This is a genomic window from Solitalea canadensis DSM 3403, assembly GCF_000242635.2.
GTDB classification, from domain to species: domain Bacteria; phylum Bacteroidota; class Bacteroidia; order Sphingobacteriales; family Sphingobacteriaceae; genus Solitalea; species Solitalea canadensis.
This window is the reverse complement of sequence record NC_017770.1, coordinates 1933571-1959209: the sequence shown is the minus strand read 5'-3', so window position 1 is coordinate 1959209 and position 25639 is coordinate 1933571. Positions and strand designations below refer to the sequence as shown.

General features: G+C 39.6%; 11 protein-coding genes. All 11 read right to left on the bottom strand.

Going from position 1 to position 25639, the window contains the following annotated elements; all coding sequences use genetic code 11:
• Window positions 1-52: 52 nt before the first annotated feature.
• The 11 genes from SOLCA_RS07880 to SOLCA_RS07830 all read right to left on the bottom strand — a co-directional run bounded on the left by SOLCA_RS07880 (window position 53) and on the right by SOLCA_RS07830 (window position 25526).
• Window positions 53-2485 (bottom strand): glycosyl hydrolase family 95 catalytic domain-containing protein, encoded by a 2433-nt coding sequence (locus SOLCA_RS07880; RefSeq protein ID WP_014679912.1) that lies wholly within the window; start codon window positions 2483-2485, stop codon window positions 53-55.
• Window positions 2486-2503: 18 nt separating this feature from the next.
• On the bottom strand, window positions 2504-4927 hold the full coding sequence (galB, locus tag SOLCA_RS07875; RefSeq protein WP_014679911.1) for a beta-galactosidase GalB: 2424 nt from the start codon (window positions 4925-4927) through the stop codon (window positions 2504-2506).
• 10 nt (window positions 4928-4937) lie between these two features.
• Window positions 4938-6686: an alpha-L-arabinofuranosidase gene (locus SOLCA_RS07870; RefSeq protein WP_014679910.1), complete on the bottom strand. Its 1749-nt coding sequence runs from the start codon at window positions 6684-6686 to the stop codon at window positions 4938-4940.
• Between the two features lie 63 nt (window positions 6687-6749).
• Complete coding sequence (locus SOLCA_RS07865; RefSeq protein ID WP_014679909.1) at window positions 6750-8120, bottom strand: hypothetical protein; 1371 nt, start codon at window positions 8118-8120, stop codon at window positions 6750-6752.
• A 60-nt stretch (window positions 8121-8180) separates the two neighbouring features.
• Entirely contained in the window at window positions 8181-9773 is a 1593-nt protein-coding gene (locus tag SOLCA_RS07860; protein ID WP_014679908.1) for a RagB/SusD family nutrient uptake outer membrane protein, read from the bottom strand.
• Window positions 9774-9792: 19 nt separating this feature from the next.
• Entirely contained in the window at window positions 9793-12894 is a 3102-nt protein-coding gene (locus SOLCA_RS07855) for a SusC/RagA family TonB-linked outer membrane protein (protein WP_014679907.1), read from the bottom strand.
• A 64-nt stretch (window positions 12895-12958) separates the two neighbouring features.
• Window positions 12959-15832, bottom strand: a complete 2874-nt coding sequence (locus tag SOLCA_RS07850; protein ID WP_014679906.1) for a TIM-barrel domain-containing protein — start codon at window positions 15830-15832, stop codon at window positions 12959-12961.
• A 651-nt stretch (window positions 15833-16483) separates the two neighbouring features.
• Window positions 16484-20611: a hybrid sensor histidine kinase/response regulator transcription factor gene (locus SOLCA_RS07845; protein ID WP_014679905.1), complete on the bottom strand. Its 4128-nt coding sequence runs from the start codon at window positions 20609-20611 to the stop codon at window positions 16484-16486.
• Window positions 20612-20803: 192 nt separating this feature from the next.
• Window positions 20804-22564, bottom strand: coding sequence for a sodium/sugar symporter (locus tag SOLCA_RS07840; RefSeq protein ID WP_014679904.1), 1761 nt, complete (start codon window positions 22562-22564; stop codon window positions 20804-20806).
• Window positions 22565-22698: 134 nt separating this feature from the next.
• The gene (xylA, locus tag SOLCA_RS07835; RefSeq protein ID WP_014679903.1) at window positions 22699-24027 is read right to left on the bottom strand and encodes a xylose isomerase; all 1329 of its coding nucleotides are present in this window, start codon (window positions 24025-24027) and stop codon (window positions 22699-22701) included.
• Window positions 24012-25526: a xylulokinase gene (locus SOLCA_RS07830; protein WP_014679902.1), complete on the bottom strand. Its 1515-nt coding sequence runs from the start codon at window positions 25524-25526 to the stop codon at window positions 24012-24014. The genes xylA and SOLCA_RS07830 overlap by 16 nt, the downstream gene beginning before the upstream one ends.
• Window positions 25527-25639: the final 113 nt, after the last annotated feature.

Genomic DNA, 25639 nt, shown 5'->3' with positions numbered 1-25639 from the left:
ATTAACTCGAGTTTCCTTATTCATTAGGATGTCCCCATCAGAATAATTTGAGCTATTTAAGAGTAGTAATAATAGTAATCTCCTTATTAGCTGACAATGAGATTGAATAGCTTTTTGCAATGGCTACTTGCTTCTCATTTACTGTTAAATAGTCAATAAATCCAGGGAACTGTAATTGAACCCGTTGGTCAATTGTCGAGGTTAATTTCAATTGTATTTTTTTGCCATTCCATTCCATCTTATTTACTTTAACTTGTCCTCTCAACAAAATGCCTTCGATGCTTCCCTTATCCCAATCAGCAGGAAGGGCCGGTAATATTGAAATACTTCCGGGTTCAGCGCTTATAAGCATTTGAGTGATCAGGTATGGTAATCCGCCACTTATATCAGTGTTGAATAGTCCACCGACATTATGAAAGGAGCCCATTCCATTTGACCAATATTTTGATGATAACCACTGAACAATACGTTCTACTGTTTTAACATCACTGATGCGTGAGGCAGCTAATCCCAGTTGAACTAAACCAAATGCCATTTCTCCTCCACCTTCTGCATTTCTGAATTTCATTTTCTCCTGAATGGTCTTAGCTACAGCATTGGTCAATTCGGGTTTCGATAAAATATCCGGATCTGCATGATCATACAAACTGTACAACTGAGAAGTATGTCTATGGTGATGATTTTCGGCTACTCCATCCCAAAGCCATTCTCTGAATGAACCATCATCAGCAACATCGTACTCAGGCATTTTCGCCAGCATAGCTTCCCACTGTTTAATTTTCTGTTTATCCGTATTAAGTGTTTTTGCTGCAGTAATACAATTTCTTAATAACTGCTTGGCAATCATTACGTCCATCGTTGCATTCAAAGTAGCTTGTGAAGTGTTATTAGAAGGATTATTCTCCGGTGAATAGGACGGATTAAAGACTAGTTTTCCGTCAGTACCTAATGTCATAAAATCCTCATAAAACAATGCAGCTTCTTTCATAAATGGGTAAGCATGCTGTTGTAAGAAAGCCTTATCTCCAGTGTAGAGGTAATAATCATAGAAAAACCCGGCAGTCCACCCGGCAGCTCCGGTCCAAAAAGTAAGGCACCATGTTTCTCCAAAATCAGTATCCCAGCCCGTTGTAGTAGCCTGTGCCGGAATATGTATACCCCTGCAGTTGTACAAGCAATTGGCATTAAGTCGGTAATCATCCATCAAGCGTTCATGATAATTAAAAAATGAATGCATGAGTTCGGGCATATTGGTGGAAAGATTTGCAGAAATGGCCGTTGCCAGATTTCCGTCATTCGTAAATCCCCCTGTCCATGGAGCTGTCCATGTACCACTCCAAATACCCTGAAGATTAGGTGGATTATATCCGGTAGAACTGATAACATTGTAACGTCCGGCATCAAATGCCTTTTCAATCATCACTTTAGATGATTTACTTTTAGCCTTAAGAATCAGCTCTTCAGCATTTAGTTTATTATCGTCATCATTAGTAGTAGTCAGATTAAACTTTACCCTCTTAAACAGCTCTCCGTGAATACCTGCATGATTTTTCAGCAATAACAGATAATCACCAGGCACCTTCATTAATGCAGATTTAAGAAGGTTGAGTTGCGAGTTTTTATAATCGAAGGATGGAGCTATCTTAATTAACAGCAAAACCTCATCGGCATTTTCAATGGTTAACTTTCCTTCTTTGGTTTCAATGTTGCCACCTTTTAAAATCAGCCTGCCAACTCCTTCATATCCTTCGAGTCCGACTCTGTTTTTAATCTTAAATCCGCTTCTAAAAGTTAGCCATTCCGCTTCAGCCTCTTTTTTTACCTCACGAATACCTTCTCGGACAAATTTAGATTGCTGCCACTCAACCGGACGCTGATTAAAATTGATGGAACAATTGATTGGTTGATCACCTTTGATAGAGATTACCACCACGCTATCCTTTCTGGAAACAAAAACCTTACGCTGAAATACTCCCTTTTCACTAGCCCAATCAGTTATGGCTTCTCCTGTTTCAAAATTTACCGAACGTTGATATTTGTGAATTGCATCAGGTTGCTGGACAATATCGACGTCAAATGCCGGAATAAAGGGATCTCTTTCATCCTTGTAGTTTTCGATATTACGTTGCTCTACAGGTATCAATGCAGCTTCTTTGTTTTTACCGGAAAGTAATAAATTCCTTATTTCTTCCAACCTGTCGGCTTGACTGATCGGTTTCTTTGACTGTGCCAATGGCATATAAAGTGCTGCATGACTTAAAATAATGGTTTCGTCATAAGGTTGTCCCATGACCATTGCACCCATTGTACCGTTTCCGGTTAGCATGGCATGCTCCCAATTGGCGGCAGGTTGCCAACTGGTAAACCCTCTTGCTGGCGCTACAAACGCATTTATTTTCTGTGCAAAGGCTGAAAAACAGCCCCCTGTTATCAGGAAGGCTGTCATTATTATAATTAACCAATCACGACCTCTGTTAATAATCATACACTATTCCCTTTAGGGTTATTTAACCTCAATCTCTATACTCGCTGGGACTAGTCCTTGTGCAGTTGCTGTAAAGGTTACCTTACCGCTTTTCTCTCCTGATTTCAAAATGGCCAAAGCCAATCCATTAAATGCTTTTCGCTGACTTGCCTTAAATGATTCCATGCTGGTAGGATTTCCATTATCTACTCCGGCTATGGAAGCATCTCCACTTACCGTAAATTGAATCAGGTTATCCGCATTGGGAATCATGTTCCCTTTTTCGTCCGCTATTTTGGCCGTTATAAAAGAAAGGTCCTCTCCATCTGCCTTAATTTTATTGCGGTCGGCTGTCAGGATAATTTTTGAAGGAGTACCAGTTGTTGTTATTTCTTTTGTTAATACAGTAACTCCATTTTTTCTGGAAACTGCCTTAATGGTGCCCGCCTCAAATGGTATTCGCCAGTATACATGAAACTCATGCTGTACTTTCTTTTTCGAACCCAAAGATTTACCGTTCAAAAACAGTTCTACTTCATCCGCATTGTTGTAATAAGCCCAAACATCTACCAGTTGTCCGGGTTTCCAGTTCCAATGAGGAAAAATGTGCAGTACAGGAGTATTTGTCCATTGACTTTGATACATGTAAAAAACATCTTTCGGAAAACCTGCCAGGTCGATAATTCCAAAATAGGAACTACGTGCTGGCCATGGGTATGGAGTAGGCTCTCCCAGGTAGTCAAAACCTGTCCAGATGAACATACCGGCAAGATGTTGGTTAGTATTAAACTCACACAACGTCTCTTCATGAGTTGATCCCCAAGGCGTACGGCAATTATCATAAGCGGAGCAGGTTAAATCTGCATTTCCGGTTAAAAGGGGTTTATCCCATGCTGTAGGCCAAACTCGTATACTATCTGAGGGCATATCATAATGGCCACGGGTTTGCAATGCTGAAACTGTTTCAGAACCTATTAATTGCTTACCTGGAAATGTCTGAGGGAACTTGGCAAATTTATCATGGTTATAGTTGTAACCGATCAAATCATAAGCGTTTGAAAAGATCAAATTGTTATACAGATTAATATCATTTGTTGCTGATGTAACCGGACGATCATCCAGGCTTTTTACAATTGCAGTCAATTCACGGGTAATCACTCTTCCTGCAGTGTCTGCTCCTGTTCCCCACTGTTCCTGAATCTCATTTCCAATGCTCCACATGAAAACACTTGGATGATTACGATCACGCTTAATCTGATCTTCAAGATCACGTTTATGCCATTTGTCCCAATCAAGGCTGTAATCGTATTTATTCTTTCCCTTCTTCCACATATCAAAGGCTTCGTTCATTACGATAAAGCCCATTTTATCACATAGATTCAGTAATTCTTCAGCAGGCGGATTATGGGAAGTCCGCAAACCGTTACAACCCATTTCTTTCAGCATTTCCAGTTGACGCTCAGCAGCTCGTACGTTAAATGCTGCGCCTAAAGCCCCTAAATCATGATGATTGCAAACGCCACGTATTTTCAATGGCTTACCATTCAATGAAAAACCTTTATCCTTATCAAATGAAAAATAACGAAGTCCCGCCGTGGTTTCATACTGATCAACTGTTTTATTTCCCAGCAGAATAGTTGTGACCACCTTGTATAAATAAGGATCTGTATCAGACCATAAATGAGGATTGGATACAGAAAGCAATTGCTCAACAAATGATATCGAATCTTTTAACGTAATTTTAGTAGCGGTTGACGTCACTACTTTACCCTCTGCATTTACCAGCGAAGTTTTAACAACACCCTGTTGAACAGCAGTGCTGTTATTCCTGATTTGGGTTTTAATTGACACATTAGCAATTTCACTGGTTACTTTTGGAGTTCTAACCTGTGTTCCCCACAAATCAACAAAAACGTGGTTAACAGTGGTAAGTTTAACATCACGATAGATACCCGAACCAGAATACCAGCGTGAGTTAGGCTGCTCGGAATTATCAACTTTTACCGCAAGCACATTCTTTTTTCCATATAGTAAGAAAGGTGTAAGATCATACCTGAAAGCGATATAGCCATTAGGTCTTTTCCCTAATAAATGACCATTGATCCACACCTCACTATTACGATAAACGCCGTCAAAGTCAATAAATACCGATTTACCTTTACTTGTTGCGGGTATTATAAATGTTTTACGGTACCAACCGGTTCCACCCGGAAGTGCTCCTCCTCCAGGTGTTGCCGGATGATCCTTACTAAATGAGCCTTCAACACTCCAATCATGAGGTACATTTAAGCTACGCCAGTTCTGATCATTAAAATCAGGATTACTTGCTTTTACTTCATCTCCCAGATAGAATTTCCAGCCTTTATTAAGATTTTCTACAGTTCTGGTGTTGGTTTGACCATTCACTGTTTGGCTAAGTATCGTTAGCAACAACAGATAACTCAGGTATTTCAATTTTTGCATAGCAGGAGCATTATTTTGCTTTTTCAACCATTAAATAAACAACAGAACGGGCCGGAATTTCCACCTTAACAGATGGAGCAGTTAACGCTCCCGATTTGGATTTTACCGAACTGTAAGAAGTAGGCCCGCCGGAAGGACCTGTAGGACCTTGTCCGTTCACAAATACTTTTCTGGAAAAGTCGCCGCCATTACCACCTGTTAGTGTATAGTAATAATATTTGCCGCCTTGCTTAAAGTTTTTAATATCAATCACACTCATCGCACTGGTTGTTCCTTTATTAATCAGTACCATACCTATATCACCACTTTTAGTAAAGCTTGATGCATAGCTTATTACATCCGTATTACCTTCTATCGTTGAGTTAAACATGCGGTCGCCAAAGTATTTCTGGAAATAATACATATAGTAGAAAGATGGACGAGGCGTCCATTTTGTAGTTCCGTCACCTTCATCAGCCAGACTAAACATACCATGGTCATTGCCATTATTATAACCATTTGCAATATCCCATCTGGTAGCAAGTCCGTAGTTATTTTTTATGAGTTCGCCCAATACAATTGCAGCATGTAAACCGGCTACATTAGAAACCATTTGTTTAGAGCCTTCAGCACCAATATTCCATTCGGTAAGGGCAATTGGCTTTAAGGGAACATTTGCTTTTTGAGTAGTGGTTTTCATCCATGCCATCATATTCTGCGTGTTTGAAGCGGCGGTATTTAATATCTCTGAAGCACCGGAATTTACGCCTAGTGGAGTATAGTAATCATGAATAATGTAATAATCTGCATAGTCTCCTGCCGCTGCGAAATACTCCGCATTCCATGTGCGATCGGGCACATTCCATGAAGAAGAAGCATCATAATGTATAAGCTGTGCCCCTATCTTGATATTGGCTCCAACCTCAGCTGCTGCTTTACGCATGGAATCAGCAAATACTTTAAAGTGCTTACCGTAAATTGTTCCATTGATAATTTCAGGCTGACCGTCTTTATTTTTCGTAAGATCGATCTTAAAGCCTGCTTGCCATGGGCCGCCGCTTTCATTTCCGATTTCCCAAAACTTGGTTCTTCCTTTATCATAACGGACCCATTCAGCAGCTAAATGTGCGGCAGCTTGATCAGGATGATCACTAGTGCCGTAACGTGCATAGCCATAGTTTATCGTAATGATTCCCGTTGCGTTAACCTGTTGCAGCATGCCGTAATAATTGGCAACCGAAAGCGTCCAGCTATCGTTATTGTTTCCATACCAATAACCTGCATCTACCGAATTTCCACTAGCATCATATAATTTTTCAGGAGCATCTGCTGGTTTTACTCCAGGGTTATTGTTCCAGAAATAGACGCTTGAAATATTGCCTCCGGGGAAGCGTAGTACATTCGGTGAAAGGGCTTTAAGATGATTTAGCAATACGGGTTCACCAACCATCTGGCCCGTATAAGGGTTAGTATTATTCCCAAATACATATTTAGATACCTTACTTACCGATTGGCTATAGTCGGCTGTTATTTTTACGTTCTCCATGGTTAACGGAGGAATAATGTAATCATATTGAGGAGCACTGAAGCTACGCGGTGCCCATTCATCAAGAAAAAAGCCTGTACTTGCAGCTTCCGGAATTTCTGTCGGGGGTGTAACGTCCACATCTCCTGTTCCGGAAGTTTCGGCTTCCTGCTCACTTTTTTTACAAGCCGACAAAGCCATAAAAATGGCAAAAAAGGCCGCAACACTATATTTATGAAGATGTAGGTATCTCATTTTGCTGTAGTTTAAGAAAAAGCACTTGTCGTTTTACAACAAGTGCTTTTAACTGAATTGAGTTTATTGCATGATATAGTGGAACGATAACCATTCATCCTTTCCAGGATCGTATGATGTACCGAACCAGATACCTTTAGACACTTCCTCTCCCGGGAATGCTTTGATTACTTTTATCGTTGTTTGCGTTGGATTCATCCAACTATTCGTGTTCTGAATAAGCGTATTTGGATCAAGCACGATCTCATTGGTAGCTTCATTAATACTGAACGTACCTTTAGTGATCACACCATTTTGGCTGCGGGTATATTTTAAACCTGCTTTTTCAAATCTGATCCATGAGTTTTCTGCAGCGGTTACCCAGCTATCATTCCAACCCCAATCTCTTGAATCTCCCTGACCTTTTGTCCATCCTTTTCCTTTAGCAATCCAGTCAACAGGATTTCCGGTAACATCCAACGCCCAGGTACGTAATGAAGAAGAGGTAATCATATCCAATAAACCTCCTGATTCAAACTTAGGATTGAAACCTGGGTCGACTTCCACTACTGGGTTCGTAACCGGAGGTACATAATTATCAGCGTATTCTTTGGAAACGAAATTCCATACATATAAATAATCGCCCTCAGAATTGGTTCTGCGAACACCAACTTGTAACTGCTTCTCAGTTAACGAAAGAATAACCAAGTCTTTTGTCCAGTTGGTTGCATTAGCAATAAAGGTCGATGATCTGAGTATGGTACCATCAAAAGTGGTCAGTGTTTTATTGTTTACATCAAAGAAATAGGTGCCTGATTCATCTTTACCTTCAGAAACTTTATGGGTTTTGAAGAAAGGACCGCCTTTTAGACTGAACGTCATGGTACTTGCCATATCATCAGCAGAAATGATCCATTGATTACCTGGCCAATCTGGTTTCCATCCGGCTTGCGCAGTACCATCCTGCATTTCTTTCCAGGTAGTTAACGGAACGTAATAATACAACGGTCCATCAAACACACCTGATTTTCCATAATCTAGTATCCATGTTTTCTCATTACCCGGGCCTCCGGTTAAAGCGATCCAAAGTGGATCACTTACATAATTAAAGTTGTTATCGGTTACCTTAACAATAACCGGATCCATTTCAACAACTCCACCAGCTGTTACTGCTGAATACTTAATGGTATAATCCCCTTTGAATGCAAAACGAACTGTATCTCTGTCGCGGTTGGATTTACCTGTTCCGTAATCCCAAACGGCAACCGTTTCAGGAGTTTTATTGATAAGGATCACTGTATTACCTCCCGGATCTGTTAGCAAATCCTGAATAACTTCAAACTTTATTTGAGATTTATCGAGCATATCGCCCAATTCATAGTTATCTTTCTGACAGGCGCTCAACATTAAGACGCCCAGTGAAAGAATCCATGATAGTTTCTTTAAGATTTTCATATCAACAATTATTTAATTGGCCTTTAGGGCCTAAATCATCATCTTTCATTAATTTACCTGTTACCAGCCTGTATTTTGTTTAAGCACACCACTTGCAAGTGTTATTTGCGTATAAGGTATTTGCTGTAAACCTTTTGTTGCCTGAATATTTCCTGCCGAAATGGTTTTAGGTGTAACTACACCACCATTTAGAACTGTAGTTGCTTCTGCAATTGTTGAAGCGGCAGTGCTAATACCCTGACGAAGCAAATCCCAGTAACGGATACCTTCACCTGCAAATTCCAGGCGTCGTTCATTCATGATATTCTGCTGAGAAACAGCCAGTGCCGTGAAATTTCCTTTGTAGGCACGTTTTCTTACGTCATCAAAATATTTCTGTGAGTTAGCACTTCCTAATTCAGCGGCCATCAATAATACATCTGAATAACGGATAGAAACATAATCCTCAAACTGGCCAATCATAAAATTGGTCGCGCCTTTGTTTACGGCAATACTGTTTCCGTCTTTATCAACTAAAGGCATGTATTTCTTAAAGTAATATCCGGTGTATTCACGGTGGTCAGATTGCTTGGTGTAAACAATTCCCTCTTTTTCAATGGAAAGAATAGATGCTCCTCTGCGACTGTCATTTTCATTGTAGGCATTCCACAGTTTAGGATTTACGGTTGAGCCTCCCCATCCTGTTCCGTAAGGGAAAGTCCATTGGCCACGTAAGCCATACATTACCATCCAATGGTTACCATCTGTATTTCCGTTGTAATCACTTGTATAGGTATATTTTATAGCGAATACGGTTTCTTTATTATCCTCTCCTACATAATTATCTACAGAGAATGGCCATAAGTTTTTAAAATCTTCAACCAGACCAAAACCGCCGTTTGCAATAACATCATCCAGGTAAGTGGTCGCTTCTGATTTGGTAATTACCCCTACAAGATCAGTTTTGCCATAATAACCGGTATAATAAAGGAATACCCGTCCGATTAATGCTTCTGCAGCCCATTTAGTGACCCTGCCTAGTGTTGCTGGAGCCTGCGCTCCATAATTGGTTGCAGGCAGGTTAGTTGCCGCAAATTTTAAATCTTCGGCAATCTGCTTGTACACATCGTCCGAATTCGCTTGTGGTACGTTGTCTTTTGTAGGAACAATTACAAGTGGAATATTGCCCCATAATCTTACCATATCAAAATATAGATAGGCTCTTAAGAAACGTGCCTCCGATTCGTAAGTATTTCTTAACTCTGTATTTCCACTCCACTCAATTTGATCCATTTTAGAGATCAGCATGTTACAACGATAAATAGCTTTGTAATATGCATTCCAGTTGGCACTGAAAAGGTTCATGTCTGATGGCGATCTTAATTTGTCGAACTCATCAAGCATCTGATAGGAGAATCCGTCTGAGTTTCCTGTCCCTCCAAAAGCATTGTCAGACATCACTTCTGCCGCCACAGGTAAGCTTACTCCATCTGCCCATACTGTTTGTAAGCCGTCATAACAGCCAACCAATGCTTTGTAAGCATCGTCCGGTGTTTTGTAAAAGTTTTCCTCGGTTACGTTTGTAGCCATTTCGGTATCGAGGAAATCATTGGTACATGCCCCGGTCGACAGCAACGTGAAAACCAAAGCGATATATATGTTTAATTTTTTCATAATTGCGATTCACTAACGTTTAGAATTTAATATTTGCACCCAACATCATGGTACGCGGACGAGGATAGTAGCCTAAATCAACACCTGATGAGAAGCTCTCATTATAACCGATCTCCGGATCCATGCCGTCATATTTAGTGAATGTGTAAAGGTTTTGTACAGAGAAATAAAGACGTACCTGACTCAAGTAACTTTTCTTGAATAATTTCCCGAAGTCATAGCCAAGTGTTACATTATTAATGCGTAGGTAATCGCCATTTTTAATGTACAGGTCAGAAAATTGAGTCCAGTTTTTATTGTCTTCCGTTACACGTGGTGTAGTAAATGAAGAGCCTTCTCCGTGCCAGCGATCCAAAATAGAAGCTGAATAATTAGCTTTTGCGTTAGCTTGGTTACGGTATGATTGAACAATGTCAGCTCCAACAACTCCTGATGCCAACAATGCAAAGTCAAAACCTTTGTAACTTGCCGACAGGTTAATTCCGTATGTGTAATCAGGATTAGGTTTACCAACCATTGTTCTATCCTCATTGTCAATTACTCCGTCGTTGTTTAGATCGACGTAACGAACATCACCCGGTTTTGCCGATGGTTGAATAAGCGTACCATTTGGAGCTTTATAACTGCTTACCTCTCCTTCATTTTGGAAAATGCCCGCAGTTTTTAATCCCCAGAAATAACCGATTGGAAAACCGTTTTCTGCACGGTAAAACTCAAGTGAGTTATCGTATAAACGATTAACTTCCCCGTGGATGATGCCATCATTTGTTGGAATATTACCTACCTTATTTTTGTTATAGGCACCATTAATTCCGATCGTATAATTAAAATTATCGCCAATTTTATCGCGGTAGTTTAATGCCAGCTCCACACCTGAGTTTCTAACTGTACCTCCATTGATGAACGGAGCATCAGCGCCTGCAGTAGCCAGGATTGGCGCAGTAATTAACCAGTCTTTTGTATCCTTGATATAGTAATCAAAATTTACACTGAACTTATTGTTAAGGAAAGTTGCATCAAAACCGATATCTGTTTGTTCTGAAGTTTCCCAGGTAAGATCAGGGTTGCCTAAACGACTTGGGTACGCTCCCGCAGCCAATACGGCTTCTTCTTGTCCGAAAATATAATTGGTGTTATCAAACTTGATTGGCGCCAGGTATTGGAAAGCAGCAATGTTTTGATTTCCCACTTGTCCCCAGCTTGCACGAAGTTTAAAGAAGTCTAACCAACCGGAAGTGCTTTTCATAAACGCCTCATTTGTTGCTACCCAGCCTGCCGAAACCGAAGGGAAAAATCCCCAACGATTGCCTGCTGCAAAACGTGAAGACCCATCACCTCTCAAGGTGGCGTTCAACATGTATTTTTCTTTGTAGTTATAGGTTAAACGGCCAAAGTACGACATGCGTTTATCAGGTGTGTTTGGAGCACCACCCAAACCAATATTTGCACCTTCTGTATTTGTAGCATTAGTTAACCAAGCATGCTCTAAATCATTGAATATTAAATTTTTATTACTTGCATTTAACCCTGATCCTGAATATTGATAAGAAGAACTTCCTACCATTACTTCAAAATTGTGAACCGACTTCAAATTGAAATTATAGCTCAACTGATTATCCCAGGTAAGTGCACGACCTTTACTCATGTTCTGATTTACATTGGTAACATCATTAAAAGAGTAAATAGAAAGCGAATAAACCGGAAGGAAAGAACGTCCCTCAAAAGCACCGTAATCAAGACCTAATGTGGTTTTAAAGCGTAAGTTTTTAATAGGCTCAACGCCAAGGTAAATATTACCTAGTAGGCGCTGGTTATTATTAGTATTTTGATTACTGTAATACATTGTCGCATAAGGGTTAGCCTCTCCGTTGTTCCAGTCTGAATTACTGTTATCAAAGAAGTTTCCTTTATCGTCATACATTGGAACAAACGGACTAGTGTTGAAGGCTCCGCGCAGAGAATTATTGTACTGGTTACCAACCCCGATGCCGTTGTTGTTAATGTAAGCAAAACTCACATTCTCTCCCAGCGTGATGATATCTTTGTATAGCTTATGACTAGAGTTAATTCGAATATTATATCGTTCGTAATTTGAAAGACTTTCACCACCAACAATACCTTGTTGATTGGTATAGGCTAATGAAGCCGAATAGTTTGATGTTTCATTGCCCCCCTGAGCGCCGAATGTGTAATTCTGGGTTGGAGCTTTGTCAACAAACATCTGGTCGATCCAGTTAGTTCCACTGCTCATTGCCGCAATAGCGTCATTAGTAAAATATGGACTTTTACCGGAGTTAATTGCCGCTTCATTCATTATGGTAGCGTATTGCTGTGCATTTAATAAATTAGCCTGGCGTGGTAAACGTTGCTCTCCGAAATAGGCATCAAATGTGATTTGTGATTTACCTGATTTACCCGATTTTGTAGTAACCAAAACCACCCCGTTAGCAGACTGAGATCCATAAATAGCAGCCGAAGCAGCATCTTTCAGTACATCAATTGATTCGATATCGGCTGGGTTTAAGTAATTGATATCACCTGTTTGTACTCCGTCAACTACATAAAGCGGACCTGAGTTGCCAACCGTACCTTTACCACGAATTACCACGTTTAGCGCTTCACCCGGCTGACCTGAAGTTGAAGTAATCTGAACCCCCGGAGCTTGTCCTTGTAAGGCTTGTAATGCATTTGTTGTGCTTTGTTTCTGTAAATCCTCCCCTTTTACCTGAACATTAGCACCTGTTACCAGCTTTTTCTTCTGAGTTCCGTAACCAATTACCACTACCTCATCAAGTGCTCGTGAATCTTCCACAAGGTTGATGTTGTATTTATCTGATGATCCTACAGTAAGCTGTTTTTCTTTGTAGCCAAGAAAAGTAATTACTAACACATCACCAGCTTTGGCACTTACTGAAAACTCCCCATTTAAATCAGTTGAAGTACCCGCTCCACCCTTAACCTGTACAGTAACGCCAGGTATAGGTTGTGCATCTTTTGCATCTGTTACCGCACCCTTTATTTTACGTACGGTTTGAGCTAAAACACTATTGCTCAAGGATAATGCAAAAATCATAGTCCACAGAAAGACTACTATTTTTCCTTTTGTAATTATTTTATTCATCTCAAAAATTGGTTGTATAAACTATTATTTGTTTTTTAAATGACAAAACTTTAAATGAAAGACTTTAAATCGCTCTTCTTGCGATGGTTAATGACTTACCATTGTATTTAATTATCTCATCCGCCTTTTTATCAAAATCCAATGTTGACGGCTGATCTTTATCGATCCAGATGATTTTAAATGTTCTGTTCTTTAGCATACCATTAAAGCTTCCACTTCTGTTACCAATTGTCAGCGATTTGCTTGCTTCGTCGTAACTGAGTTTAATGGTTGAATAGCTTCCTTTCTCATAGTTGTAATTGGTACCCTCATCTTCATAGATGGTAAACTCGGCATTCTTACCACAGTACACATAGAGTGTGGTTGGGTCTGCAGGTTTCTCAGAAGTATATTGAAGTTCAGGGCCAAATGGAATAATTGAACCTTCCTTAACAAAAACCGGAATGCGTTCATAAGGGGCATAAACAGTCACCTGTTGGCCGCCGTCCTGATATTTCCCATCATATAGGTTGTACCAACCGTTTCCTTTCGGTAAATACACCGTCCTTGATGTTGCATGGAAATCAGTTACCGGGTTAACCAATAGTGCAGGCCCCAGCATGTATTCATCTTTGATATTATTTACTGACGCATCAGCCGAAAAATCCATTACCAATCCACGCATAATGGTGTAATCATTATGATATGCTTGTCCGGCCAATGAATAGATGTAAGGCATTAAGCGATAGCGTAGCTTGTTGTAGTAAAACATACTACTATAAGCCGGATGGCCTTCAGGAGCTATATTATAGATTTCACGATAAGGGAACTGTCCGTGAGCACGGAATACAGGAACAAATGCAGCAAACTGATACCAACGGGTATTTAATTCTCTCCATTCTTCCAAGTCATCACCCGTAGCTTTCTCAAAGCGTGGCTCCACAGAAAAACCTCCTGCATCCATACTCCAGTAAGGTAAACCCGACATCGAAAAGTTGATACCTGCAGGGATCTGTGTTTTATAATCTTCCCAACGAGAAGCGATATCACCACTCCAAACAATGGTAGCAAAACGTTGCTGACCAGCATAAGCCGACCTTGTTAGGATAAGTACACGTTGATTAGGATTTGTTTGACGTTGGCCTTCATAAATGCCCATGGCGTTGCATAAAGGAAACGCATTGAAGTATTTGGTTGATGATCCCAGATAAGTAGGCGTCATTACATCTTTACGAGCCTGCACATCCAGATTAGAGTGAATATCAGGTTCTGCGGCATCCATCCACCAACCGTCAACACCTTTTGCATACAGATTTTTATTCAGCAGGTTCCAGAAACCAGCTCTCGCATTAGGATTTAATGCATCGTAAAAAGTTGAGGTATAACCGGCACCTATCCAATCACGACGTTGATCGGCGATATTACGTTTATACAGCCAACCGTTTTCATCCATGTATTTATAGCTACTGATACCTTCATAAAATTTAGGCCATACCGATATGATAAAATTGGTGTGGTATTTATCATGCAGCGTTTTGATCATTTCTGATGGATTATTGAAACGACTACTATCGAACTGCTGGCTTCCCCAGTCGTTTTGTTTCCAGTATGACCAATCCAAAACAATGTTATCTAAAGGGATTTTTCTACTTCGGAATTCATTTACAGTAGAAAGGATTTCCTCTTGAGTTTTATATCGCTCACGGCTTTGCCAGAATCCCATGGCCCACTTAGGAAGAATAGAAGCCTTACCCGTAATTTGTCTGTAGCCACTTATTACCTCATCAGCATTAGCACCAGCAATAAAGTAATAGTTGATTGCATCGGCCGACTCTGACTCAAAAGCATATTTGTTTTTATCTTTTTCCGGGACCGGACTCAACCAGTTAACGGCCAGGTATGATTCATTACCATCAGGCAACCACTCAATTTTGATTGAGTATTTTTGGCCTTTGGTTAGAAAAATAGGCGTCACGGAAGAACCAGGGTTCCAAGCCTGACGCCACTTGTTGACCAATAACTTGCCGTCTATCCACACTTTAATATAACCGGCATATTTAACATTAAACTGATGAATACCAGTATAACCAGATTCAATTGCACCATCCCAATGAATAAATCCATTATTTGATAATTTATAGTTGACAGGGAACTTGTGTTGATCTTTAAGAAACGAATAGTCAATAGTTGATTCACCTCTAACAATCGGTTTTTCATTCGAGGTATTTTTCCATTCATAGGTTGCGGTTAACCACCCCACTTCACCTTTTGCCGAATAAAGTTTGAGTCCGGATAAAGGTTGATAATCGCGAGTATCCCCTACTTTGGTCAATGAGTAATTATCCCAAAGAATTCCATAGTTCTTGTTCGAAAGCAAAAATGGAATCGCAACTTTGGTATTGTACTGGTATAGATCGACATGTTGATTTTTGTAATTCATCATATCGTCCTGATGCTGCCCCAGACCATAAATGGCTTCATCTTCCGGTGATTCAAATTGTTGATGGATGGCATATGATAACTCACCACCCACCGACACCGGTTTAAACTCCCGACCATTTACTCCAACTTCTGCTACTAATGGCTTCCCATTTTTATCTGTAAAAGAAACCGCTCCTGTAATAGCGGAAACAGTTGCTGTAATTTCACCCGTTTTTAGAACAATCTGATTGCCACGCTGCACGGCATCCCACTTCACTCCTTTAGCCGGCGACTCAATTGCCATCAGGCTTTTTTGTAACGGCTGTTCCTGCTCAGGAAATGCAATAACATGGATGATCTTTTCATTGATCACTTCCAATTTTACGGTTCCTGATTTCGCAGCTGATGATTGAGAAAGATCTACAATTATACCATTAGGCAATTTCTTAAATCCCGGAGTTTGCGCCATCACTTCAAGATGAACCGCAGCCGAAAAGAAAGTACCTACTATAATTGCAGCAAGTAAACGTTGATACATAATACATCAAAAATTTAATCAGCATCGGTCTTAGGAACCTCACTGATTGGTTGTATAATAAATTGGTTAAGTGTGAAAGTAGATAGTCTTTCGATCGTTGAGGGGACTAAAATGTATATTTTTAGGGGTAAAAATGTTAACTAAAGTGACTCCAGTAACTATGTAATAATTTATAAATGAGACAATTATAAACATCTGCCGTTTTTGGCTGTTTTTTAGAGACTCTTTTTATGGATTAAATTTTACTAGCGGCAGGGCTAATAATTACAAGACTTTATTACCCCCTTACAAACCATCTTGGAAGTTTCATAAGAGAAAAACAAAACTTGCAAGTATTGCCCTTAAGAGGGCAAGAAGTAAAAGGGCTAATGAATCTATTGCAGTTATAATATCCTACAGGACATTATAACTGCAATAGATTCGAGTGCATAGACTTCATTGCCGTTCGGCTTTAGCCAACGGTATAGATAGGTGAATCAAAAAATGGTTTAGCCAGCTTGCAAGACTGTCTCGTTAGGGACAACACATCGGTAGAAAATAATTACAACAATAAAGATTGCTCCATAGGAGCAAAACAAAATTTGCAAGTATTTCAAAAGGTTATTCAGTTAACTAAGAGAGCTAACAGCTAATAGCCAATAGCTAAAAAAACTACGGCAGCTCATGCTCTTCTTCTCCATGATGCTTATTAGCATAAGCAGAAGGCAGAATTCCATAAGCTGATTTGAACGTTTTGGTAAAGTATTTAGGATTTGTGAAGCCTACTTCATAGGCTATTTCTGAAATGGTAAGCTGACTTTTCTCCAATAACTGTGCAGCCCGATTTAAGCGAATAGATTTAATAAATTCTACAGGAGTTTTTCCGGTTAAGGTTAACACTTTTTTATAAAGCGCAACACGACTCATATTTACTTCGGCACTTAATTCTTCAACAGAAAACTCTGAATTGCTGATATTTTTCTCAATCACCAGCATTACCTGTTGCATAAACTTTTCATCGGCCGATTCAACTGTAATTTCTCCCGGTTTAACTTCAATCTGCTTCCTGAACGTTTTACGCAACGATTCCTGCTGATAAAGCAAATTTCTGATTTTTGAAAGCAACACCTGAAAATTAAACGGCTTAGTCATGTAATCGCTCGCTCCGGTTTCAAGACCCTTTAGCACCTGTTCCTCACCAACCAGTGCAGTCAGCAAAATGACAGGAATATGAGTAGTTCGTTTATCCTGTTTAATTTTACTGCAAAGCTCAGTGCCGCTCATTTCGGGCATTGAAATATCACTTACAATCAGATCAGGATGTTGAGCTAACGCTTTTTGCCAGCCTTCTTTTCCGTTTGAAGCTTCGATAATGGTAAAATACTGTTTCAGATTATCCTTCAGGTAAAAACGAAAGTCATCATTATCTTCCACAATCAGCAACGTAGCTTTTTTAACGGTTTTATCCGTAATTACTGGTTCGGCGGACAGATAATGATAGCTTACTTCAAAAGCTTCAGACCCTTCGGTAAGTGTTTGAAACTCGGCAACGTTTACAGGCAAGTCGACAATAAAACTACTGCCTAAACCAGGTTCGCTTTCTACCCGAATTGTTCCGTTATGTAGGCGAACGAATTCCTTGGTAATAGAAAGTCCGATTCCACTCCCCTGGTTAACAATCGATCCCGGTGTTCCATTCTGGAAAAACTGCTCGAAAATCCGTTGCTGCTTGTCGGGTTCAATACCAATACCACTATCTTCTACCGTGATCTCAAGAACTGATTCAGCTGCTTTAACTGCATCATTTTTCAGCTTTACTTTTACCGATATATTTCCGTTTTCAGGTGTAAATTTAAAAGCATTGGATAGCAGGTTAAACAAAATCCGTTCGACCTTATCATGATCAAAATCTGTTGTAAGCGATTGTATATCCGAATTAAACACAAAGATAATATGCTTTTTATCAGCCATATCAGTAAATGAGTAAGATAACTCCTTAATAAAACGGATAATATCACCGCGCTTAGGATAGAGCTTATGCTCATGCACCTCCATCTTTCGGAAATCAAGCAGTTGATTAACCATATTAAGCAGTCGTTTGGCATTTCTGCTGATCATTTGCAGCTGAATAATTTCATCTTGATTGTTAGCTTGCTTTAGCATTTTATCCAACGGAGCCAATATCAATGATAACGGAGTTCTGAACTCATGACTTACATTGGTGAAAAATTTAATTTTCATCATATCCAATTCATGCATACGCTGTGCTTGCTGACGTTCCTGTTCAAGTTTAAACTTGGACTTGATCTTCTCAATACCTCTTCTTCGGATAATGTAAAGAATTCCGAATAATGCCAATACGTAGCAGAAATAAGCTAATGGTGTTCTCCAAAACGGAGGAAGTACGTTTATTTTAAGTGCAAGTTCTTTTTCTTGTCCTTTACCATTATTAGCCGAGGTTCTTACCCTGAAAACATAGGTTCCTGGATCAAGGTTGGTATAAGTAGCTTTTCTGGTTTCTCCATCGGTTGTTAGCCAATCCTTGTCGAAACCCTCCAGCATATAACTGTATTTGATCTTATCAGGATGCGTGAAATTTAGGGCCGCAAACTCCAGAGAAAATACATTATCACTGTGCTTTAATACAATTTCATCTGTTGCACTAATTGACTTATCTAAAAGAATTTTACCATTGATTTTGGAACCTGCCGTAACACTCTTATTAAAAACCTGGAAATCTGTCAATAAAATTGGTGCCGTGTTATTCGTTGTGCTGATAGTAGCAGGAACAAACAAGTTAAACCCGTTCGCCCCTCCAAAAATTAGCTCCCCGGTAGAAGTCCTCATTGCTGAACGTTCATTAAAAGCTCTTCCCTGCAATCCATCCTGTTCGTCAAAGGTTTTGATATCAAACGTTAATCCTTTTTGTTCATTTCCATTAACGGCAATGCGAGCAATTCCGTTAGGCGTACTTACCCAGATATTACGATTCTTATCTTCTAAAATTCCGACAATAGTGCTACTTGGTAATCCGGTGCGGTCATCTATTGTTGCCAGCTTTTTCCTTTTTACAGTAAATACATTTAGCCCCTCCCGTGTTGCCACCCAAATTCTGCCCGATGCATCTTTCAAAAAAGTAATGACGTTATTATTGCTCAGCGTTTCAAAGTCATTTTCAACATGCCCATAATGGATAAAACGGTTAGATTTTTTCTCCAACACATCAAATCCTTCAGATGTTCCAATCCATATATTTCCTTCATTACCTTCCAACAGTGAAGAAATGTAATTTGAACGGATAGAATTAGGTGTATCACGATTAAAATGGGTAAATCTATTGGTTTTGCGATCAAGCAAGTCGAGTCCGCCTGACAAAGTACCTACCCACAAGCGCTGTTGAGAATCTTCGAGTATTTCCCAAACACGATCATCACTAATGCTGGTTGGATCGGCTTCATTATGACGATAATGGATAAACCTGCTTCCGTCAAAACAATCGAGACCTCCATAATAAGTACCGATCCACAATTTCTGTTCATGATCAATACACATTCCTACAATTACATCGTTGCTTAAGCTGTTCGGACTCGCAGGATTATGCTTATACTGGGTAAATTTCCCTGTTTTTCGATTGAAATAAATCAGGCCACCCCCATTTGTACCAATCCATATATTTCCTTTTGCATCCTCCACAAAACGGTTTACATCATCATAAGATAAGCTGTTGGCATCCGATTGGCGACGTTTGTAAATTGGAAACTGAATAATATTTTCATGGTAATAACTAATACCTTTTTTAAAAGTACCGGTCCAGATAATGCCATCCCGATCTTTATAAATTGTGATGATACTGTTCTGACCTATAGTTTTAGAATCATCCTCTTTATTTAGCAAGTAGCGGACACTGAAATTTCGCTTATCGATAAGATTAACACCGCCATGATCCGTAGCAATCCAAATTACACCTTTATCATCCTGAACTACTCCATTAACAAGATTTGTATTTAATCTGATGGATCCAGAGTCTTTGTTTATAGGTAGTTGAGTAGTTGTTTTAGGATTTATATAGATGACCCCTTTAGGAACTGAATAATTGTAAATCCATAATTCATCTTGTGCATCAACAAAAATCCGTAAATCACCAGGTTCCTTAACTGTTTTGGCATATGAAGTAATGCGATTGATGATCTTGTTGGTATGCCCGTCTAATAGCTCAAGATCGCCATTATTCCGGATCAACCATAAATGACCCTGAGAATTTTCAGCAATGCCGGTAATCGGAGCTTCGGTGCCGGAACCTCCATTCCTGATTGCTGAGGCTTTTGAGCCATTGTATTTGTAAAGACCTGAAACATCACTTAAAAACCAATAATTGCCACGAGTATCTTTCCGGATATCCTTAACAGAAATATCTTTAATCCCTATTAGTGTAAGTATTGGTTGAACATTTCTTCTAAAGGTTTCGGTAAGAGGATCATAAATATTGAAGCCGGTACGGGTTTGTATCCATAATTTTTCATCCGGTCCTTCAAAAATATTGGCTATGTAATCGTCATTAATGGTTGTTGTGTCGCGCAGGTCATGCTTAAAAACCTTGAATTTATACCCATCGAAACGGTTTAAACCCGACATGGTTCCAATCCACATAAACCCTTTCTTATCTTTAAAAATACAGTTGACCTCATTGTGCGAAAGTCCCATATGAATATCGAGATGTAAAAACTGGTATTGGTTGGTTTGAGCAAAACCAAGTGCATAAATACAAGAGACCAGTAATACTATTAATACACTACGTTTCATAATCAGTTTCAACTGCAATAGACTGAAAGAAATAAAGGATTATTGACCGGGCTTTCTACCGATAAGAAGCACCATTATTAGCTTACACATTTCACAATAATAATGGCTGTGTGAAATGTACAGAAGAAACAGCGTTTTCAATCAGAGAGCATAGCTATTGAAAACGCTGTTATAGAATTCAATATAAATATTTTACCAAAAAACTGTATACAAAGCCACCAATAATCCACAAATTATTAATGCGCCCACAGCAAATCCGGTTGTTGTTTTAAACATAGTTGTATCCACTTCCAGTCCTTGAGATTTTTTAAGGGCCTTAATGGCTGTACCATCTTCGGCAATAGCAATGGTTTCGTCACCATAAACAGTTTCATCTGTTTCAACGATTTCTTCCTTAGTTGATTTTTTGCTTTCTAACATGCTGATAATGTACATAGCCACCACACAAATAATAAATACAAAGCCCATACGATCAAGGAATGGAATTTCATAAACCCCAGATCCGTTGTCTTTTGAAAAACCAAATGGCGATAGGAATGATAAATCGGCAAACAGTGGAAGCACTTTAAAGAAAACTGAAAGCGCAAAACCACCTATTGTAGCAAACAATGCAGCATTTGAAGTTGTGCGTTTCCAGAAGAAACCTAAAATAAACATGGCAAAAATACCAGGGGAAACAAATCCGGTGTATTCCTGAATGTATTGGAAACCACCTTTTTTATCAATTCCTAAATGCGGAGCAATGCAAAAAGCAAGGGCCATAGCCACTACAACGGTTATTTTACCAACTAACACTTGTTTCTTCTCGTCGGCTCCAGTATTAAATACTTTCTTATAAATATCAAGGGTAAAAATGGTGGCAATACTATTAGCTTTTCCGGCCAAAGAAGCTACCACCGCTGCTGTTAACGCGGCAAATGACAAACCCTTTAATCCAGCAGGCAATAGATTTAATAAAACCGGATAGGCTCTATCAGGGTTCACCTCTCCACCCTGCAACATCTCCGACTGAAAAGCACCTTCTTTGTATAACAAGTAGGCTGCAATACCTGGCAGCACCACAATAACCGGCATTAACATTTTTAAGAAAGCTGCGAAAAGAATACCACTGCGTGCCGTTTTTAAATCAGCTCCCAAAGCACGTTGAGTAATGTACTGATTGCAACCCCAATAATTTAGGTTTACGATCCACATACCACCAATTAAAACAGTTAACCCGGGAAGATCCATGTAATTCGGATTATCTTTTTCAAAGATCATATGAAAATGTTCCCCTGCATTTTTTGTCATTAGGTTAAATCCATTCAAAACACCCGATGAACCATAGTGTTCAGACACCATGTTTAATGCAAGATAAGTTGTAACCAAACCTCCTAAAATCAGGAAAAACACCTGAATAACATCCGTGTAGCCAATAACTTTCATCCCTCCCAGCGTAATAACCAATGCAAAAACAGCTAATCCAAGCATACATAAATTGGTATCGATACCCGAAATACTGTTAATAGCCAATGCTCCCAAATAAAGAATTGAAGTAAGATTGACCACCACATAAAGTAACAACCAAAACACCGCCATGATCATGCTCACGGTTGAATTATACCGCTGATTCAGAAATTGCGGCATTGTATATATTTTGTTCTTTAGGTAAACAGGAATAAAAAATACAGCCACAATTATTAATGTAGCCGCAGCCATCCATTCATAGGTGGCAATGGCAAGTCCCATTTTAAAACCGGAACCGCTCATTCCGATGAATTGTTCTGCTGAAATGTTTGAAGCGATTAGAGATGCACCTATGGCCCACCATGTTAATGAGCCCTCTGCCAAGAAATAATCCTTAGAACTGGCACTTGCCGATTTTTTTCTTCGGTAGACCCAATAGCCATATACGGCAATGATCACGAAATAAACAAGGAACACAATATGGTCCTTTGTTTCAAGTGTCTTCATAATTTAAAGAGGTTAAGGTTTAACTTTATAAATTGGTTGTATAATTTGAGAGAGCGATTAATCGTTTCGTAATATGATAATTCTTAGCTAAATAAATGCCCCGTGAAGAAACATTTATTTAACTAAGAGCCTGACTATATAAATCTATTGATTAAATTCTCCGTATATTCCTGCTTACCACTTCTCATTTCAGGCTCACCATTAGCAACAGCAAAATCTCTTAAGTCCTGCAAAGTGAGTTTACCTTGTTCAAATTCCTTTCCTTTACCTGAGTCAAATGAGGCATAGCGCTCCTGTTTTAATTTCAGGAAGTTTGATTGTTGAAGAATATTATCAGCGGTAATTAAGGCACGAGCAAAATTGTCGGCACCTCCAATGTGTGCATAAAATAAATCGGCAGGATCAGTAGAATTCCTGCGAATTTTAGCATCGAAATTGATCCCTCCTCCTTTAAAACCACCAGCCTGTAAAATCACTAACATCGCTTCAGTAAGCTCATTCAGATTAGTCGGAAACTGATCGGTATCCCAGCCATTTTGGTAATCACCACGATTGGCGTCGATGGAACCTAATAAACCAGCATCTGCAGCAACTTGCAACTCATGTTCAAAAGTATGTCCCGCCAACGTTGCATGGTTAACCTCTATATTTAACTTAAAGTCATTTAACAGATCATACTGTCTTAAAAAACCAATAACTGTTTCTACATCGTAATCATATTGATGCTTTGAAGGTTCACAAGGTTTAGGTTCAATAAAGAAAGTGCCTTTGAAACCTTGCAAGCGAGCATAATCACGAGCTGTACGAAGGAATTCGGCAAGATGTTCCTTTTCACGCTTCATGTCTGTATTTAATAGCGACATGTATCCTTCTCTTCCACCCCAGAAAACATAGTTTTCACCACCCAATTCAATGGTAGCATCAAGAGCGGCTTTTACCTGGGCAGCACCGTGTGCCAGCACATGAAAATCAGGATTTGTGGAAGCTCCGTTCATATAGCGACGGTGTGAAAATAGGTTGGCTGTGCCCCATAACAACTTCACCCCGCTTGCAGCCTGTTTACTTTTAGCATATTCGGTAATTGCACATAAACGTTTTTCGTTCTCCACCACGTTATTTCCGTAATCAACCAGATCGACATCATGAAAACAGTAATAAGGAAGATTAAGCTTGGTGATCAATTCAAAAGCCGCATCCATTTTTTCTTTTGCGCGATCTAAAACATCCGTCTTTTCATTCCATGGAAACAAATGGGTAGCTTCACCAAATGGATCGGCACCGCTTCCGCAGAATGAATGCCAATAAGCCACAGCAAATCGCAAATGCTCTTTCATGGTTTTGCCGGCTATTACACGATTCTCGTCATACCAACGATACGCCAATGGATTGTCCGATTCACGACCTTCAAATTTTATCTCTTTTATCCCTTTGAAATATTCCTTATTTCCTAATACGATTGACATATAATTTCTTCTTGTTTATTATTAATCAGTTGTTTATCCAATAATTCTTTCCAATCTGCATAAGCCGATTCATAAGCTGCCTTATTTTGCGGCTCAATCACTTTCAGTGGTTTAAGATTCGTAAAAGCATCTTCTGCAGAGGCAAACGCCTTCACGCCTATCCCCGCTCCTAATGCAGCACCAACACTGCCGTCGTTCTTATAAAGCTCAACAGGCACGCCATTGGTATTCACAAAAGCTTCGGTAAATAATTCGCTCAGAAACAGGTTCGCTAGTCCAGCTTTTATCACCTGAGGATGCATTTTGTTTGAACGCATGATATCCAATCCGTAACGGAAGGCAAATGCAATCCCCTCTTGAGTGGCTCTTAATAGATGGGAAGAAGTGTGTTTATTCAGGTCGATGTTATTTATATGAGCGCCTACCTGCTGATTATTCAGCATCCGTTCAGCACCATTTCCAAATGGCAAAATCCGTAAACCATCGCTACCAATTGGTATCCGTTGAGCTTGCGCATTGATCTCGGCATAACTCATCTCGGGAGCAATCGTATCACGCGTCCATCTGTTCAAAATACCTGTTCCATTGATGCATAATAATACACCCAGTCGTTTTTGATGAGTGGTATAATTAACATGAGCGAACGGGTTAACACGTGATTGCGGATCGAAAGTAAGTTGATCAGTAATTCCATAAATAACACCTGATGTTCCGGCAGTTGCTGCAACCTCACCAGGTTGCAATACATTTAATGACAAGGCATTATTAGGTTGATCACCCGCTTTATAAGTAACGGGAATACCCGGCTTAAGTGATAGTTTATTAGCCACTGATGCTTTTACCTGGCCGTGAGCAGTAAATACAGGATTGATTAACGGAATGACACTTTCGCCGAAACCATAATAATTCATCACATCACGAGAAAGCCCATCAGTAACAAAGTCATAAAATACACCTTCTGATAATGCCGAAATACTTGTCGTAATTTCTCCGGTAAGTTTCATCGCGATAAAATCACCAGGCAACATCACCTTGTCTACTTGAGCATATATGTCTGGTTCCTCTTGTTTTACCCATGCCAGTTTTGATGCGGTAAAATTTCCGGGAGAGTTCAATAAATGTGATAGACATCTTTCATGACCAATGGTATCAAACGCTTTTCTTCCGATTTCAACCGCCCTGCTGTCGCACCAAATAATTGAATTGCGAAGTACTTGTTGCTGCTTATCAACAATCACCATTCCATGCATCTGATAAGCTATGCCAATTGCTCCAATATCCTTAGGGTTATATTTTTGGGTAGCATGTGCTTTTAAGATAGCTTGCTGAACATTTTCCCACCACATTAACGGGTCTTGTTCAGCCCAACCGGTACGATGGGCAATTACAACCGTTTCCTTTTCCGGAAACTGTGCAGATACAATACAGTATTGGGTAGCAGCATCTACTACAGAAACTTTTATGGATGAAGTTCCTACGTCTATTCCTAATAATAACATTGGTCGCTTTTCTTTATCTGTCGATGACCATTCAGGAGGTCATTAACTTTTATTGCAAAAAAATTGGAACAGACATTAACTAAAAAGATTTACATTTGTTCCAACGTTGGAAT

Excerpts from the sequence above, each read along its gene's own strand:
- SOLCA_RS07870 (WP_014679910.1), bottom strand. The coding sequence starts at position 6,686 with ATGAGATACCTACATCTTCATAAATATAGTGTTGCGGCCTTTTTTGCC.
- SOLCA_RS07860 (WP_014679908.1), bottom strand. The coding sequence starts at position 9,773 with ATGAAAAAATTAAACATATATATCGCTTTGGTTTTCACGTTGCTGTCG.
- SOLCA_RS07840 (WP_014679904.1), bottom strand. The coding sequence starts at position 22,564 with ATGAAGACACTTGAAACAAAGGACCATATTGTGTTCCTTGTTTATTTC.
- galB (WP_014679911.1), bottom strand. The coding sequence starts at position 4,927 with ATGCAAAAATTGAAATACCTGAGTTATCTGTTGTTGCTAACGATACTT.
- SOLCA_RS07880 (WP_014679912.1), bottom strand. The coding sequence starts at position 2,485 with ATGATTATTAACAGAGGTCGTGATTGGTTAATTATAATAATGACAGCC.
- SOLCA_RS07830 (WP_014679902.1), bottom strand. The coding sequence starts at position 25,526 with ATGTTATTATTAGGAATAGACGTAGGAACTTCATCCATAAAAGTTTCT.
- SOLCA_RS07850 (WP_014679906.1), bottom strand. The coding sequence starts at position 15,832 with ATGTATCAACGTTTACTTGCTGCAATTATAGTAGGTACTTTCTTTTCG.
- SOLCA_RS07855 (WP_014679907.1), bottom strand. The coding sequence starts at position 12,894 with ATGAATAAAATAATTACAAAAGGAAAAATAGTAGTCTTTCTGTGGACT.
- SOLCA_RS07865 (WP_014679909.1), bottom strand. The coding sequence starts at position 8,120 with ATGAAAATCTTAAAGAAACTATCATGGATTCTTTCACTGGGCGTCTTA.
- xylA (WP_014679903.1), bottom strand. The coding sequence starts at position 24,027 with ATGTCAATCGTATTAGGAAATAAGGAATATTTCAAAGGGATAAAAGAG.
- SOLCA_RS07845 (WP_014679905.1), bottom strand. The coding sequence starts at position 20,611 with ATGAAACGTAGTGTATTAATAGTATTACTGGTCTCTTGTATTTATGCA.